Consider the following 15,922-nt stretch of genomic DNA (forward strand, 5'->3'; position numbering starts at 1 on the left):
ATTATTTTTTAAGCATATGAGTGTAAACCTGCAATAACTAAGTTAACAAATATTAAATTCATCATTATAATAGTAAAACCGACAACTGCTAACCAGGCGGATTTCTCACCATGCCACCCAGCACCTAAACGTAAATGTAAAAAACGCTGCATAGAATAGCCAAGTAACGAGTGCCCATACTTCTTTAGGATCCCATCCCCAAAAGCGACCCCAGGCATCCTGAGCCCATATAGCCGCAAATATTAAAGCTCCTAATGTGAAGACTGGAAAACCAATTGCGACGGATCGGTAAATGATTTCATCTACCTTGTCTATATTTACTCTAGATAGCTTAGGCTGTATGGCTGCTGCAACTCTATTCCTTAGTATTAATCTTGCTAACCCATAAAGAATTAAACCACCTAAGATTGACCAAACCAATGTATTGAATTTTGATCCTGCGTTTGAACCATGCATCCAGGCCGGCGCTTCAATACCTGATGTAAATCCATTTGAGGTTAGCTCTGAATTATTAGGTTCAATTAAAGGTGGTAAATGATATTCTACAGATTGTTCAGCACCATCAATTGTTTGGTTGAATTCCGCTTGGTAACCCGCTGCTTCAAAACTAGACGTAATAATAATAAACGCCGCTGTTGCAAATACAAAAAATAACACAAATTCTAGCCAAGTGGTTTGAGATGATCTTTTAGTCTGGTCAATTTTTGCAATTAAATAGACTAATCCTGCAACAAAACTAATAGCTAGTATAGCTTCACCGGTTGCTGCAGTCGTTACGTGAATATATAGCCAATGAGACTGTAGCGACGGAACTAATGGAGATATTTCAGTTGGAAACATCGAACCGTATCCGATAATTAAGATAGCGGTTGGTAGAGCAAATAACCCTAGGATTGTTTCTCGATAGATGAAGTAAATGATAATAAACGCAAATACAAGCATCATACCGAAAAAACGCGATAAACTCAAACATATTACTGACTGGGGCATGACCTGCTGCAGACCATCTTATAAAGAAATAAGTCAGTTGGGTAATAAAACCTAAAATCGTAACCGTAATAGCAATTTTAGAAGCTTTTGATTTTGTGTTTGCTTCACGTTTATTACCGATGGTTGCACCAAAAAACAAGGTTGCAATTAAATACAAAATAAATGCGGCATATAAGAAATTACTACTTAGCGCATATAAATCCATAATAGACCCTCCTTTTAGATCTTCTCCTGTTGGTCATTGACCATATTGATTGATGTGCCCTCTATAGATGCTTCGATTTCATTTTTAAGACCAAACCAGTTTTTTATTAGTGTGGCCAGCTATTAAGAACTGTTCACCTTTCGGATGAATCCAAACCCTTCTGTGATGCCAGTATAAACCTTGTGCAACACCAATCATAAATATAACAGCTCCAATTAAAAAGAAAGGAAGTGAGTAATCCTTCTTAACGATTAACCCAGAAGCAGTGATTAATTCTGTATCTTCTACTGATAAGTTTATGGTGTGATTGTCATTCAAGGCAATAACAGATTCGTCAATGTAAAAGAATCTCTCTTTTTCAATATCAGGTCCAGTAACTTCAAAAATAATACCAGGGTTCCGTGGATATTTTGAAAAAGATGAAGGTCCTTCTTCTGTAATTTCAAATTGTGGGTAATAATCTTTAATTTCAACTTGGTAACCTTGGTCAAGTTTAAATATTCGTTTGTCTTTATTCGTATCAAACTTAAATCCACCTAATCCGTTACCATTGTTCGTTTCAGCATTAAAAGAAATAGTCTTATATTCACTTTTCAACTGAGTACCTGACTGATAAATGCCATACCCATCAAATGTAACTGGCTCATTAAGTCTAATTGAACCACTTGTGACTTTCTCAAGTTCAGGCTCTTGACCTGGAATAATATCGCCTTTAACTTTATAGACAGTTGCATTTGTTTGGAAATTACTCGGAACGTCAAATTCTTCATTCTTTAGTGCTTCCTGAAATCGTTCATCGTTACGGTCATATGTTTCATAAATGAATTTATCATTTTTGATGTAATATTGTTGTTCTGTCGTTGGAAGGACCTTTGTTTCCCCTTCTCGCACCCATATATAACCTTCTGTATGCATGAAATCAAACATTCTAAGGATACCTGCGATTAAAATTATAATGAGTCCAATGTGATTGACATAGGGCCCCCAACGTGAGAAACGGTTTTTTTCAGCTAAAATATGTCCATCGTCTTCAGTGATTTTGTACCGCTTCTTTTTTAAACGTTCAATTAATTTGTTTTTCTCATCTTCTGTTACATTCTCTGATTCACTAAAAAAGCGTTGCCTTCTTACGAAAACTTCATGCCTTTTTGCTTTTTGATTCTTAAGCGCTCTATGTAATGGGACAAACCTGTCAATAGAACAGATGACTAATGAGATACCAATAAGTGCAATTAGCGTTATAAACCACCATGAGCTATACAAGTTGTGAAACCCTAATTGGTAAAATATTTTACCTGTTAACCCATATTGTTCTTCATAGAATTGACTAGAAGGAAGTACTGAATTTTTAAATTCTTCTTGTGGGTACAATGTACCTATAGCAGCTGCGATCAATGCTGCGACTATTAACCAAACTCCCACTTTAACTGATGAGAAAAATGCCCAAGTTTTATCAATAAACGTTCGTTTGTACGTTTTGGATCTGCGTGCACTTCCTTCATAACGCATCTCAAGTACCTTTTGCTGGTCGTTACCATCTATATGTTGGTTTTCTTTTATTGGTTTACCACATGCTTCACAAAGTACTGTACCTTCATGATTAATGTGTCCGCATTCACATTTGATCTTATTCATATCTATCCCTCACGGTCAAACAATTATGTTTGCTATTCTTTAGGTAAAATCTCTTTGAAATAAGTCTCTAAACGATCTAAAGTCAATGGTCCTTTTACAACACGCTCTATAGTTCCATCCGGGTTTATAAAATAAGATGTTGGTAGAGGTTGTACATTGTAAAGTTCCATAATTGTACCATTTTTGTCGTGTACTAATGGGAATGATAAATTGTATCTGTTATAAAAGTTTTCAATGACCATTCTATTTTTATCAACACTTACGGCGATAATCTCGATACCTTGATCTTGATATTTTTGATACAGTTCTTCCATGTACGGCATCTCTTTTTTACATGGTCCGCAATAGGTTGCCCAAAAGTTAATCATAACACCCTTGCCTTCTAATTCAGAAAGCTGAATCTCTTCTCCGTTATCCAAGCGTTCTAATACAAAGTCTTCTGCAGGGTCACCTTCAGCTAATATCGGATTATCTTGAAGGCTGTTTATATATAAAACTAATATCGTTGTAATAACTAAAATTGACAATACAACACTACGAAAGACCAGTCTTGTTTTCTTGTTTTTGAACATCATCCGACCTCCTTATCGCCATTATAACACTGTGGTTAAAACGCAAGAAAATCATGTTTGAACATTATTTAACATTTTTTTTTTTGCTAAATCTGAAAATTGCTTTACTTCATGTGGCGTCAATTCACGATACTCACCAGGATTTAAGTTTCCTAAATTTAACGGTCCGAATCGTTCACGTTTAAGTTTCTCCACTTGATAGCCTAACGATTCTAACATTCGGCGAACTTGTCTATTTTTACCTTCCTGAAGCGTCAGTTCAATAATGCTTTTTTGCTTTTTAAAGTCCGTTTTTAAAATACGACTACTAACGCATTTCAAATATTCCCCATCGTGCTCTACGCCTTTTTTCAGCAGATTGATTTCTTCCTTTGAAGGGATTCCTTTAATTTTAGCCACATATACTTTATTAATTTTATAGCTCGGGTGAATGAGTTTTTGAGAGAATTCACCATCATTTGTTAATAATATTAAACCAGAAGTATCATAGTCTAAGCGACCTACAGGGAATAGTCTCTGATCAATCTCATCACTAATTAAATCACCAACAACCTTTCGGCCACGGTCGTCGCTAACGCTTGAGATCACACCCCGTGGTTTATATAAAAGAAAATAAACTGGCTCTTCTTTCTCTAATGGAATTCCATCTACTTCAATTTGATCATTTGGCCCCACTTTGGTTCCAAGTTCGGTTACTTTTTCGTTATTAACTTTTACCCGCCCATCTGTAATGAGTTTTTCTGCTTTTCGTCTTGATGTAAATCCGCTTTTAGCAATTGCTTTTTGTAAACGCTCTTGACGATCCATAAAATCACCTTTCTATATACAAAGATAAGAGCGTTAACCAGAAGTTAACGCTCCCCCTTTTTCTATATATTATCCGAATAACATGTAGCAAATAACTAACGATGCTATTATACCAATAAAATCAGCAATCAGTCCAACCTTAAGCGCATCTCCCATTTTCTTAATTCCAACCGCGCCAAAATAGACCGTCAAAATATATAATGTCGTATCCGTACTCCCTTGCATGGTAGAGGCTAATTTCCCAATAAACGAATCGGGTCCTTCTGTTTTAATTATATCAGTTGCAACCCCTAAGGATGCAGTCCCCGAAATAGGTCTCGTTAAAGCTAATGGTACGATATCAGGCGGTACGTTTAAAAATGATAGAACCGGAGCAATTAATGAAACAAATGCATCCATGGCACCTGATGCTCTAAATATACTAATGGAAACAATCATACCTAATAAAAAAGGAAGCAAGGAAATAGCGAGTGATACTCCTTCCTTACCTCCTTCAACAAATTTTTCATAAGTTGGGACTCGTTTATAAGTACCATATAGTAAAACAAATAAATGATGAAGGGAATAATGTAATTACTTATTTGAATGATCATACCCAAGTCTCCCTTGTCTACGATAATAAAAATAACGATCGACTAATATAGCTCCTGTAGTAGATATTAATGTTGCTAGGATCGTAGAGGTTACAATTTCTGTAGGTGCGCTTGAATCATATTGCATTCTAATAGCGATAATAGTGGTAGGAATAATCGTCACACTAGAAGTGTTAAGAGCTAAGAAGGTGATCATTGAACGTGATGCGTCCTCTTGATCATCATTAATTTTTCATTTCTTTCATGGCTTTAATCCCAAGCGGTGTTGCTGCATTACCTAGCCCAAAAACATTTGCAGAGAAGTTTGATAAGATATACCCCATGGCAGGATGATCATGAGGAATATCAGGAAACAACCTTGTAAATAAAGGCTTAAATAAATTAGCCAATTTTACCAACAAACCCGCTTCCTCAGCTATTTTCATCAGACCTAACCAAAAACTAATATACTAACTAAACTTATAATGAGATAGACCGACTCGTTTGCACTTTCAAATATGACTTTATTAACTTCTTCAATAGTCCCGTTAAAAATAGCATAAATAATCCCCACAACTGCTAGAGCTACCCAAATTATGTTGACCATTCTTTTACCCCATGCATTCGATCTAGAACATCAAAATATGATTTAATGAATGTTGGGAAATCTAACATTTCCTCATCAATTCCATCTGATCGCTTTTCAAGTTTTTCAAAAGCATAATCATATAATACTCTATGGTCACTCCAGTCATTAGAAGCATTTAAGGTGACCACTACGATCTCTTTTCCATCTCGTTCTGCTGTGGTGACTAATGTTCGTCCTGCACTTTTGGTAAACCCTGTTTTTCCACCTGTGCAGTAATCATTTGTCATCAGCAACTTATTTTTATTAAACCAATAGTAATCTATATTCTCAGAAAGATATTTCTTTGTGCCAAAGATCTTTCTAAATTCATCATTCTTCATTGCGTAACTAGTTAGCAATGCCATATCATATGCAGTTGAATAATGATCCTCTTCATCTAAACCATGAGGATTTTTGAATGAACTATTTTTCATTCCAATCCACCTGCGCTTTTCATTCATTAAGAAGGCAAACCCTTTCTCACTGCCACCAACATGTTCTGCAATAGCAGTTGCAGCATCATTCCCGGATCTAAGCATTAAACCATATACCAAATCTCTAAGTGAATAACGATCCCCTGGCTTTGTATAAATTGATGACCCCTCTTTGTTCACTGCATTAGAACTAATGGTAACTTGATCATCAAGATCTCCATTTTCAACCGCAACTATAGCAGTCATGATTTTAGTGATACTTGCGATATTACGTTTTTCTTGGGGCTGCTTTTCATAAAGGATTTCATTTGAATCTATATCTAGCACAATAGCATTTCTTGCGGACACATTTGGTGATGCTTCAGCTTTAAAACCAATGCTTGTACTAAATACAGAAACTAATAAGGCAACAACGGTTAATAAATAGAGCTTTTTCATTGACGAACTCCTCACTTGATGGACTTAAACTACTCATAATCAATATATGTTCTTGTCCAATATGTATGAATAAAAAAAGAGGCAGGTTATAACCTGCCTCTTTAAAGCTCAAGATAATCTAAATGTTCTCTAAGCTGTAAAAATGATGGTTCGATCTTTTTAATGGTTTCAACAATTAAACGACCTGGATGTTCCTGAAAATCAATTGAGCATTTATTTCGATAAGATGCTCGGCTATCTTCAAACCATATTTCATCCCTTGGAGAAAAATATTCAATAATACACTTATAATAGATCCCTTTATAAACTCGATCAAAATACTCTTGTTCAATACTATTTGTTTTTAAAAGTTTTGTAATTGCCTGACGTCCTTCACCACAGAAGATAGCCAAATATCTAAATTCTTTAAAAATTGATTGAAGGTACTCAATATTTAAACTCTTTTCAGAATCAAGAAGTTTATCAATACTTGTAAAATCCAAAAATTCGTGCAACTCGTATTCGATAAACGTTAAATGTTCATTAATTGACTCCGCTTGAGAAAGAAGGTGCGTATCCATTACGGTTGTCAGTTCCTCCTTAATGTTAAAAAACTCTACAACATTTATTATTGTTCACTAAAAATAAATCTGCTTCTTGCATCGCTTCATTAAAATCTTCATCTGGTAAAGGTGGTAACTCTTCTAACGAAGTTAAACCAAAAAATGTTAAAAACTCTTTTGTTGTTTGATAAAGAATAGGTCTACCGCTTGTTTCTTTCCTCCCGCACTCTTCTATTAAAAATCTAGATACTAATGTTTGAACTGGTCCGTCACTCTTAACACCTCTAATTTCTTCAATTTCCACTTTTGTAATAGGTTGCCTATAAGCAATGATGGCCAGTGTTTCTAATGCAGCTTGAGATAATCTAGAGGAAATGGTTGATTCCTTCATCTTTTCATAATACAGTGCATGTTCTGGTTTAGTCGTTAGATAATATACCTCCTTTTGTTCTAATATAGATAATCCTCTTTGATTATGTTCATAATCATACTTCAATTCTTCAATCAACACAGGAACGGTGTCGATGTCTACAGATAATACTTCTTTAATTTGTTTGATTGATAACCCTTCATCACCAGATACAAACAAGAGCCCTTCTAATATGCCTTTCAATTGCTTTAATTCCATTATTAAACCTCCGCTAGCTCTACCATAATATCATCAAAGTTTTTAGTCTGGTAACAGGAAATTCTTACAGCTTTCATAAGTTCTAGGATAGCTAGAAAAGTAGCGACAATTTCAAACTTTTCATGATAAGGAAATAGGTTTTCAAATGATTGCTTGCCACTGTTAATTTGTAGACGTTCTACAACCTCGTCCATCCTTTTCTCAATTGATACTTCCTGCCTTTGGACCGTTGTCTCCATCGGCTCTAGTAACTGCTTTCTTCTAAGTACTTTTTGAAAAGCCTGCGCTAAATCAACAATCGTTACTTCATCACTTTTAGTAACTTTAACTGTATTCTCATATTTCGAAAGGTCTATAGGCGGTCTTGTGTATGTTTGATTAGCATCATGCTCTCTTTCTTTTAACACATGCGAAGCCTCTTTATATTTCTTATATTCAATTAGCCTCTGAATTAGTTCTTCTCTAGGGTCTTCTTCATACTCATCTTCAATCTCTAATTCCTGTTTAGGTAATAACATGTCACTTTTGATAGCTAATAAAGTTGCAGCCATGACCAAGTATTCACTTGCTACATCTAAGTGTAGTTCCTGTAGTGTGTGTATATAATTTAAATACTGGTCAGCTATTTCTCTCATAGGCACGTCATAAATATCAATTTCATATTGGTTAATTAAATGTAGTAATAAATCTAAAGGTCCTTCAAATGTATCTAACTTTACTTGATAAATTGATTGTTGTTCCATAATTTCACTCTTTTCAAAGAAGCGTTGAGCATACCCATTCAAATCTTATCAAATAATGAATTAAAAAGAAATATAAGACCTAATAAACAGTTAATTAATTTTATATATAAATTAATGCATAAGAAATCCCGCTAATACTAGCGGGATTAATAAAGTTATTCTTCTTTACATGTACTGACAAAGTTTTCGGTTTTTCATTTGCACAAATCAAGTATTCATTAGAAAATTGATCATTAAGTGCTTTAACCATCTTTTTACCAATACCTTGGTTTCGGTGAGATGGTGTAACACTTATATGCTGAACGATCATTTTTTGATCATCATCTATACGAACTCCTATTAAACCAAGGATATCTTCTTCTTTCCAAAGAAACAAACGCCAATGATCATTTGCTTCATACTCCTTAATGGTTGACTGCAATTTCTTAACTTCTTTTTCATCCGGCATAAATGAAAGTAAGCCCATTGCAATCTTTTCAAAGCTCTTTTTATATTTAATTAGCATAAAAACCCCTCTTAAAGTCTTTCATAGTTTAATATAGTTATAGATAAATTTTTAAATATTATACATTATATACTTTAATTATTTTATAACATTTGTCAAATTTAAGTACTAACTACTATAACATATATGCTTCTATGGATTAATCGACTATTACTTTGTCCATAACATCACCAGGACGTACTCGGTCTACTACATCGACTCCTTCAGTCACTTTGCCAAAGACCGTATGAACACCATCAAGATGTGGTTGAGCTGAATGGCAAATAAAGAATTGGCTACCTCCAGTATCTTTACCAGCATGCGCCATTGATAAACTTCCTCTCTCATGTTTATGAGGATTGTCTTCTGTTTCACATTTAATGGTGTATCCTGGACCTCCAGTGCCATCACCCCTAGGGCAACCACCTTGAATGACAAAGTTAGGGATAACGCGGTGGAATGTTAATCCATCATAAAAACCTTCTTCTGCTAATTTTACAAAGTTGTTCACAGTATTTGGAGCTTCTTCTTCATATAAATCGATTTTGATTTGTTCACCATTTTCAAATTTAATCGTTGCATGTTTCATATCTTTTCTTCTCCTTTAAATTAATTTCATTCATATGATAAATCATTGGCAACAACATCTTGATAGGTTTCACGTTTAACAACAAGTCGATCTTGACCATTTTCAACAAAACGACTGCTGGCTTAGCGAAACGATTATAATGATTTGCCATCGAATAACCATATGCACCAGTTGATGCAACTGCTAATATGTCTCCACTTTCAATATTCGGAACATCTAAATCCCATATTAACATATCTCCAGACTCACAACATTTACCAGCAATTGAAACTGTCTCTTCAACAGTTTCATTTATTTTATTTGCAACGACTGCATGATATTTAGCCTGATAGAGTGCAGGCCTGATATTATCTGTCATACCCCCCGTCAACCGAAACATATTTACGAACTCCTGGAAGCTTTTTAATCGATCCAACTGTATATAGTGTTGTTCCAGCTTCACCTACTATTGAACGACCAGGTTCAATCCATATTTCTGGTAAATCTAAATCACGTTGCTCCGTCTCATACTTTACCGTTTCAACTAACTTCACGACATATTCATTTAATGGTAAAGGTTCATCTTCATTAGTATACCTTATCCCAAATCCACCGCCAAGATTGATCACTTGAGATTGATAGTGATACTTTTCCTTCCATCTTGCAAGAGTTTTCATATATTTTTTTTATAGCCATGATAAATCCTTGCGTTTCAAAAATTTGCGACCCAATGTGACAATGGACACCAAGAACATCTATCCGGTCATATTTAAGCAGAATTTCCATTGCTAGGTCTGCCTGCTGACTTATTAAATCAAAACCAAATTTTGAGTCTTCTTGACCTGTTAAAATATAATCATGTGTATGTGCTTCAATTCCTGGTGTTACACGTAGTAATACTCTCATGTTTGTTTGACGCTGATTCAATATTTCATTTAACAACTCTATTTCGTAAAAGTTATCCACTACAATGCAGCCAATATTATATTCCACTGCCATTTCTAACTCTTCTTTACTTTTGTTATTTCCATGCATATGAATTTTATCAGCAGGATAACCTGCCTTTATAGCTGTATACAATTCACCTTGAGATACTACATCAAGACTTAAATTTTCTTGTTTTGCCACTTGCAGCATAGCAATCGATGAAAAAGCTTTACTCGCATATGCCACTTGATAATCTACACCTAAAGATTCAAAAGTCCTCGTAAACGACCGAGATCGTTCTCTTATTTGATTTACATCATATACAAACAAAGGTGTACCGTATTGTTCGGCAAGATAAACAGCATCTACGCCACCGATTTGTAGATGATTCTTTTGCAAATTGACCACCTTCTCACAATATGTATCAAAATTTAAATCGATACTTACCAGTTAGTAGTAAGTATCGATTGATTTTAAAATTATCTCTTAAACTTTACCATATGAACGAAGGTGTAATCAATTATATATTACCTTCACGTCTATTTTCATTCTGAGGGTGAACAATGCTTGGTCGCACTTTATCTAGCGGAATAGGCACACGGAATAGCACGTGGTATAAGGCCCTAGCATTAAATGGAATCACTGGCCAGAAATAAGGTGTATTTAAAGACATTGTTTTAGTTAACATGAGAATATATAACGTAAAACCAATGACTAATCCTTTAACGCCTAAAGCCGCTGTTAATAATACTAAAGATAACCTTGCCAACTTGTTTGCAACACTTAATTCATAACTCGGTGTTGCATAAGCACCCATTGCACTGATTGCTACATATAATATAATTTCCGGTGTAAATAACCCTACTTCAATAGCTATTTCACCTATCAAAATAGCTGCAATCAAGCCCATTGCAGTAGATACTGCGGTAGGCGTGTGTATAGCAGCGATCCTCAAGAATTCTACACCAATATCAGCCATTAAATTTGAACTAATATCGGTATATTACCTTCCTCCTTAGGACCAATGTAGGATAACCACTCCGGTAATAGTTGTGGTTCCATAACAAACAACAGCCACAAGGGCAATAAGAAAATAGAGAAAAAGATAGCAAAAAACGAACCCATCTAACGAATGTACCCACAACAGGAGATTGCCTATACTCTTCAGCATGTTGCACATGATGAAAGAAAGTCGTCGGTGTGATAATGACGCTTGGTGATGTATCCACCATAATTAGAACATGGCCTTCAAACAAATGAGCTGAAGCGACGTCTGGTCTTTCCGTGAATCGCACTAATGGAAATGGATTTACTTTCTGATCAACAATAAATTCTTCAAGGCTTTTCTCTGCCATCGCGAGCCCATCAATATCTACTTTTTCCAAACTCGATCTAATCCGCTGTACTAAACCCGGGTCTGCAACATCTCTTAAATACGCAATGACAACATCTGTTCTAGATCGAGCTCCAATTCTTAAAATTTCAAAACGCAGGTTATCGTCACGAACTCTTCTACGGGTTAACCCCGTATTAACGATAATATTCTCCGTAAAACCATCGCGTGATCCTCTAACTACTTTTTCTGTGTCAGGCTCTGAAGGAGAGCGCCCTGGATAACTCCGAGTATCAACCGCAAATGCTTGGTCATAGCCATCAACAAAATAACGATTAAACCAGACAAAATTTCAGTTACAGCGTCATAGGTAACATCAATCTTCTCAACTTGACTATTGACTAATCGATTTTCTATTAATTCATGAAGATGTTTTGGACGGGGCTCAACATCATTTAACTCTAATAATTCCTTCATCACGATGTTGATATGATCTTTGTCGTTGAGTCCTGTTACGAAATAAATATCAACTTCTGTTCCAAGTACGTTTATGGTTCTAACATCAGCATCAAACGATACACCAATACCGATTAAGTCTTTTAGAAATTTTCTATTTTGAACAATTGACTTTGTAATCTTCCGTTCTTGATCCGGTTTCATGAACATCACCCTTTAGGTTTAAAAATTAACGCTACAATAAATCCAAACAATATGGCAGAAGCAATTCCGGCCGAAGTTAACTGAAAAATCCCAACAGCTACTCCAATAAATCCATGTTCTTCTGCTTGAGTCATGGCACCATGTAATAGTGAATGACCAAAGCTTGTAATAGGAACAGTAGCACCAGCTCCTGCAAATTTTATTAAATTATCATAAAGATTAAACCCATCTAATACGGCACCCGCAACAACGAAGGACGACATGACGTGTGCGGGAGTTAATTTGAAGATATCAAGTAATAGCTGTCCAACAACACATATTGCGCCACCTACTACAAATGCCCAGAAGAAATCCATAAACATCTTATACATCCGCCCTTTGCAAGACAACACCATGAGCAATACATGGAATTGTTTCTTTTTGCTGAACTAAAGTTGGACTTAATAATGCTCCAGTAGCTACTATAAGAACTCTCTTCAGCTTATTTTCCTTAAGTTGTTGCAATATATACCCGTAAGTCACAACTGCAGAACATGCACAACCACTTCCACCTGCGAAAATCTGTTGATTAGGGTTATAGATCATTAGACCGCAGTCTCTATGAACCCCTTCAATATCATAACCTGATTGCTCAGTCATTTTTTAACAATAGGAGTTCCAACACTTGATAAATCTCCCGTAAGTATTAAATCATAATCTTCTGGTTTTCTGCCGAAATCTTTCATGTGTTGAACGATGGTGTCAGCAGCTGCTGGTGCCATAGCAGAACCTAAATCAAGTGGATCACTAACACCATAATCTATAACCTTTCCAATGGTAGCACCTTCAACTTTTACATCAGAAGGCTCATTATTTAGTAAAATCGTACCCGCTCCAGTTACAGTTATAGTTGCAGTGTCCGGTTTCTGTCCACCGTATTCAGTTGGGTAACGAAATTGTCTTTCTGCTGTTGAATAATGGCTTGATGTACTCGCTAAAACATTTTTGCAATTACCACTATCGATTAAAGAAGAACCGATCGCGACCGTCTCCATTGAAGTCGAACACGCCCCAAATACACATAAGAACGAGGATGACATTTCTCTCGCCATGTAGTTCGACGACACATTTTGATTTAGCAAATCACCACTAATAAACAGGTCAATCGCATCTTCTCTAATGCTTGTTTTTCCTAAACATATATCTATAGACTTTTTAAGTAATGCTCGTTCTGCACTTTCCCAATTTTTTTTTTTCATCACAATGAAGATTATCAAATGAATAATCAAAGTAATCACTTAACGGTCCTTGATTTTCCTTAGGTCCTGTCACTGCCCCAGAGGACTGTATATAAACACCTTGACTAAATTGCCATGACTGTTTACCTAACTTCATAACTTAACCACCTTTACAAAAACTGCTCAACTAAATAACGTATAACACCAACTATATAAGCAGATACAGTACCAAACACGATTACACTTCCTGCTAACTTAAACATATTAGTTGCAACACCCAGTACGATTCCCTCACTTTTATGTTCCAATGCAGCACTCGTAATCGAGTTTGCAAATCCTGTAACAGGTACAGCCGAACCTGCCCCTGCAAATTGACCAATTTTATCATAAACACCAAAGCCAGTAAGTAATGCTGCAATAAAATTAAAGTGGTCACAACAGGGTTCCCTGCTGTTTTTTCAGTAAAACCAAAAACTTCAATATAAAAAATAGTCAGCCCTTGACCAATAGCACAAATAATTCCGCCAACTACAAATGCTTTCAAACAGTTTTTGAGAAGTTTTGGCTTAGGTTGATAAGGTTTAATGTCATTCGCATAATTGTCTTTAGTTATCATAGTTAATCACCTTTCACCTTACATAAATAATCCACTGAAATAATGATCCAACAATCTTGCCAAATACTATCGCTAACATAAGTAACTCAATTTTTTTGATCTAGTCTAATCCGCTTAGCTAAAATAGGGAAAACATTTAACACTTCTGTTAAAGCAGCAGCTAACATTCCGATAAAGACACCATGTAGTAAGCCCCAAAACATCTCAATAATAATAGGAACAGGAATATCAATATGTGTAAAAGAAATAAATATACCAAACAGTGCTCCTAATACGACTGCCCACTCGTAGAACTCTAAATAGGTTTTTGATTTACTTAGTTGAACTAGCCTTGGGATAATACCCAAAACAGATATAAACGCTACAAACCCTGAACCAACTGCTAAACCACCAGCAAGACCTATAAAAACCTCAATGAGATAACTAATCATCATCGCTTTTATTCAACTCATTCTCATTAAAAGAAACATAATGGTGAAGATCTTGGTCATAATTAAACATTTCGACTTCAAGTGGACTAGGTTCTTCATTAAGACGTTTCTTAAAAAAAGTGGTTAAAAAATAGGATCATACCAAGACCTAAACCAATTGAGTAAGGGATTTGAAGCCAAAGGACACTTCTGTTCTCTTGATCGGATGAAATCATTTCATGTAATGTCGATTGAACCTCTTCCATACTGACATCAAAGTGAAAATTCATAATAGCCATGGCAGCACCTACAAATAGTAGTAGCCATATAAAAAGAACATACAATGGAAATATTTTAGGTTTTGGCTGATAAATGACTAAAATGGCTTGTGTTGCTCCAACTGACTCAATTTCATATTCTGGATAAAGGGTGTGAACTTTTTCAATAATGGTAAATAAGTCAAACACTTTATAGGTTTGATCATTCTTCGAAACGGTATGCAAGTATAATGTTGACAGTTTTTTCTTAACTTCGTCATCATTGGTACTGATCCATGCCAAATCTTTTAAGTAAATTTGCTGGTCAATATTTACGACTTGTTTAGGCTTTAACCTCAAGTAAATGACCTGCGCCATTAACAATCAGCTCCAGTTTCCAAAATTTCGACTCAGTATGGTTCTATAAATTTATTATGTACATTAGTGTTTTTTACATGTACAAAATTAGAAAAGCCCTTACCAAATTGGTAAGAGCTTCATTCATTGCTTATTTAATAAGTAACCCATTGTTCTAATATGTTCTTCTCTAAACGAGAAACTTGCACTTGAGATATGTTTAATCGTTTAGCCACTTCAGATTGCGTCTGATCTTTAAAATATCTCAAATAAATAATTAACCTTTCCCGTGAGTCTAGTTGTCTTATTGCCTCCTTAAGTGCAATATGATCAAACCAGCTCGAGTCTTTCTCAGCTATTTGATCCATTAATGTAATTGGGTCTCCCTCATTCTCAAATACTGTCTCATGAATAGAATGTGGATTTTGATTGGCCTCTAGAGCTAAGATAATATCCTCTTTAGGTATATCTAAGGCTACACTTAATTCAACAATTGATGGAGATCGCCCATTTGACTTTGACATCTCATCCATCTTTGCTTTGATCTTATGATTAAGTTCTTTTAGCGACCTACTTACTTTAATTGACCCATCATCTCTAATAAAGCGTTGGATTTCACCAATAATCATTGGAACTGCATACGTCGAAAACTTCACATCGTACGATAGATCAAATTTGTCAATGGATTTTATTAGGCCAATACAGCCAATTTGAAACAAATCATCAGCCTCATAGCCTCGGTTTAAAAAGCGTTGGACAACAGACCACACTAGACGAGTATTTTTCTGAACAAGTTCATCTCTCGCTGATTCGTCACCCGCCTGACTGCGTTCAATCAATTTTCTTACTTCATCTGCGGTTAATTGCTTCTCTTCTTTAGTTTTACCGTTACCATTCAT

At 35.4% G+C, this 15,922-nt stretch carries 13 protein-coding genes and 8 pseudogenes; all 21 read right to left on the reverse strand.

What is annotated here, in order from left to right; translation table 11 throughout:
* Nucleotides 1–8: 8 nt before the first annotated feature.
* The 21 genes and pseudogenes from ccsB to sigF all read right to left on the reverse strand — a co-directional run bounded on the left by ccsB (nt 9) and on the right by sigF (nt 15,922).
* A pseudogene (ccsB, locus tag JCM13188_RS07455) lies at nt 9–1,195 on the reverse strand (c-type cytochrome biogenesis protein CcsB).
* 84 nt (nt 1,196–1,279) lie between these two features.
* Nucleotides 1,280–2,830: a cytochrome c biogenesis protein ResB gene (gene resB / locus JCM13188_RS07460; RefSeq protein ID WP_369404884.1), complete on the reverse strand. Its 1,551-nt coding sequence runs from the start codon at nt 2,828–2,830 to the stop codon at nt 1,280–1,282.
* Nucleotides 2,831–2,862: 32 nt separating this feature from the next.
* A complete protein-coding gene (gene resA / locus JCM13188_RS07465) occupies nt 2,863–3,402 on the reverse strand; it encodes a thiol-disulfide oxidoreductase ResA (RefSeq protein ID WP_279401532.1) in 540 nt (179 codons plus the stop codon).
* Between the two features lie 51 nt (nt 3,403–3,453).
* A complete protein-coding gene (locus JCM13188_RS07470) occupies nt 3,454–4,209 on the reverse strand; it encodes a pseudouridine synthase (RefSeq protein WP_054753211.1) in 756 nt (251 codons plus the stop codon).
* Between the two features lie 69 nt (nt 4,210–4,278).
* Nucleotides 4,279–4,808 (reverse strand): annotated as a pseudogene (locus JCM13188_RS07475) (spore maturation protein).
* Nucleotides 4,783–5,388: pseudogene (locus JCM13188_RS07480) on the reverse strand (nucleoside recognition domain-containing protein). The pseudogenes JCM13188_RS07475 and JCM13188_RS07480 overlap by 26 nt, the downstream one beginning before the upstream one ends.
* Complete coding sequence (locus JCM13188_RS07485) at nt 5,376–6,281, reverse strand: D-alanyl-D-alanine carboxypeptidase family protein (RefSeq protein WP_054753213.1); 906 nt, start codon at nt 6,279–6,281, stop codon at nt 5,376–5,378. The pseudogene JCM13188_RS07480 and the gene JCM13188_RS07485 overlap by 13 nt, the downstream one beginning before the upstream one ends.
* Nucleotides 6,282–6,382: 101 nt before the next feature.
* Nucleotides 6,383–6,841, reverse strand: coding sequence for a DUF3907 family protein (locus JCM13188_RS07490; protein WP_054753215.1), 459 nt, complete (start codon nt 6,839–6,841; stop codon nt 6,383–6,385).
* A gap of 25 nt (nt 6,842–6,866) precedes the next feature.
* Nucleotides 6,867–7,451, reverse strand: coding sequence for an SMC-Scp complex subunit ScpB (gene scpB / locus JCM13188_RS07495; protein WP_054753217.1), 585 nt, complete (start codon nt 7,449–7,451; stop codon nt 6,867–6,869).
* Between the two features lie 2 nt (nt 7,452–7,453).
* A complete protein-coding gene (locus JCM13188_RS07500) occupies nt 7,454–8,194 on the reverse strand; it encodes a segregation/condensation protein A (protein ID WP_054753219.1) in 741 nt (246 codons plus the stop codon).
* Between the two features lie 100 nt (nt 8,195–8,294).
* Complete coding sequence (locus JCM13188_RS07505) at nt 8,295–8,699, reverse strand: GNAT family N-acetyltransferase (RefSeq protein WP_054753221.1); 405 nt, start codon at nt 8,697–8,699, stop codon at nt 8,295–8,297.
* A gap of 139 nt (nt 8,700–8,838) precedes the next feature.
* Complete coding sequence (locus JCM13188_RS07510) at nt 8,839–9,267, reverse strand: peptidylprolyl isomerase (protein WP_054753223.1); 429 nt, start codon at nt 9,265–9,267, stop codon at nt 8,839–8,841.
* A gap of 26 nt (nt 9,268–9,293) precedes the next feature.
* Nucleotides 9,294–10,581 (reverse strand): annotated as a pseudogene (gene lysA, locus JCM13188_RS07515) (diaminopimelate decarboxylase).
* A gap of 112 nt (nt 10,582–10,693) precedes the next feature.
* On the reverse strand, nt 10,694–11,152 hold the full coding sequence (locus JCM13188_RS18420; protein ID WP_279401533.1) for a spore germination protein: 459 nt from the start codon (nt 11,150–11,152) through the stop codon (nt 10,694–10,696).
* Between the two features lie 10 nt (nt 11,153–11,162).
* Nucleotides 11,163–12,172: pseudogene (locus tag JCM13188_RS20675) on the reverse strand (spore germination protein).
* Complete coding sequence (gene spoVAE, locus JCM13188_RS07525; protein WP_054753236.1) at nt 12,172–12,522, reverse strand: stage V sporulation protein AE; 351 nt, start codon at nt 12,520–12,522, stop codon at nt 12,172–12,174. Before spoVAE ends, JCM13188_RS20675 begins: the two are co-directional and overlap by 1 nt.
* A gap of 7 nt (nt 12,523–12,529) precedes the next feature.
* Nucleotides 12,530–13,540, reverse strand: a pseudogene (gene spoVAD, locus JCM13188_RS07530) (stage V sporulation protein AD).
* A gap of 13 nt (nt 13,541–13,553) precedes the next feature.
* Nucleotides 13,554–13,999, reverse strand: a pseudogene (gene spoVAC, locus JCM13188_RS07535) (stage V sporulation protein AC).
* Nucleotides 14,000–14,012: 13 nt separating this feature from the next.
* Nucleotides 14,013–14,433, reverse strand: a pseudogene (locus JCM13188_RS07540) (stage V sporulation protein AB).
* A 107-nt stretch (nt 14,434–14,540) separates the two neighbouring features.
* Nucleotides 14,541–15,044, reverse strand: a complete 504-nt coding sequence (locus tag JCM13188_RS07545; protein ID WP_279401535.1) for a stage V sporulation protein AA — start codon at nt 15,042–15,044, stop codon at nt 14,541–14,543.
* A 134-nt stretch (nt 15,045–15,178) separates the two neighbouring features.
* Nucleotides 15,179–15,922: an RNA polymerase sporulation sigma factor SigF gene (sigF, locus tag JCM13188_RS07550; protein ID WP_054753238.1), complete on the reverse strand. Its 744-nt coding sequence runs from the start codon at nt 15,920–15,922 to the stop codon at nt 15,179–15,181.

It is taken from the genome of Piscibacillus salipiscarius JCM 13188 (assembly GCF_001311865.1).
GTDB classification, from domain to species: domain Bacteria; phylum Bacillota; class Bacilli; order Bacillales; family Alkalibacillaceae; genus Piscibacillus; species Piscibacillus salipiscarius.

What these genes read in the sequence shown, in the direction of transcription:
- resB (WP_369404884.1), bottom strand. Translation starts at nt 2,830, where the DNA reads ATGAATAAGATCAAATGTGAATGCGGACACATTAATCATGAAGGTACA.
- resA (WP_279401532.1), bottom strand. Translation starts at nt 3,402, where the DNA reads ATGTTCAAAAACAAGAAAACAAGACTGGTCTTTCGTAGTGTTGTATTG.
- JCM13188_RS07470 (WP_054753211.1), bottom strand. Translation starts at nt 4,209, where the DNA reads ATGGATCGTCAAGAGCGTTTACAAAAAGCAATTGCTAAAAGCGGATTT.
- JCM13188_RS07485 (WP_054753213.1), bottom strand. Translation starts at nt 6,281, where the DNA reads ATGAAAAAGCTCTATTTATTAACCGTTGTTGCCTTATTAGTTTCTGTA.
- JCM13188_RS07490 (WP_054753215.1), bottom strand. Translation starts at nt 6,841, where the DNA reads ATGGATACGCACCTTCTTTCTCAAGCGGAGTCAATTAATGAACATTTA.
- scpB (WP_054753217.1), bottom strand. Translation starts at nt 7,451, where the DNA reads ATGGAATTAAAGCAATTGAAAGGCATATTAGAAGGGCTCTTGTTTGTA.
- JCM13188_RS07500 (WP_054753219.1), bottom strand. Translation starts at nt 8,194, where the DNA reads ATGGAACAACAATCAATTTATCAAGTAAAGTTAGATACATTTGAAGGA.
- JCM13188_RS07505 (WP_054753221.1), bottom strand. Translation starts at nt 8,699, where the DNA reads ATGCTAATTAAATATAAAAAGAGCTTTGAAAAGATTGCAATGGGCTTA.
- JCM13188_RS07510 (WP_054753223.1), bottom strand. Translation starts at nt 9,267, where the DNA reads ATGAAACATGCAACGATTAAATTTGAAAATGGTGAACAAATCAAAATC.
- JCM13188_RS18420 (WP_279401533.1), bottom strand. Translation starts at nt 11,152, where the DNA reads ATGGCTGATATTGGTGTAGAATTCTTGAGGATCGCTGCTATACACACG.
- spoVAE (WP_054753236.1), bottom strand. Translation starts at nt 12,522, where the DNA reads ATGGATTTCTTCTGGGCATTTGTAGTAGGTGGCGCAATATGTGTTGTT.
- JCM13188_RS07545 (WP_279401535.1), bottom strand. Translation starts at nt 15,044, where the DNA reads ATGGCGCAGGTCATTTACTTGAGGTTAAAGCCTAAACAAGTCGTAAAT.
- sigF (WP_054753238.1), bottom strand. Translation starts at nt 15,922, where the DNA reads ATGAATGGTAACGGTAAAACTAAAGAAGAGAAGCAATTAACCGCAGAT.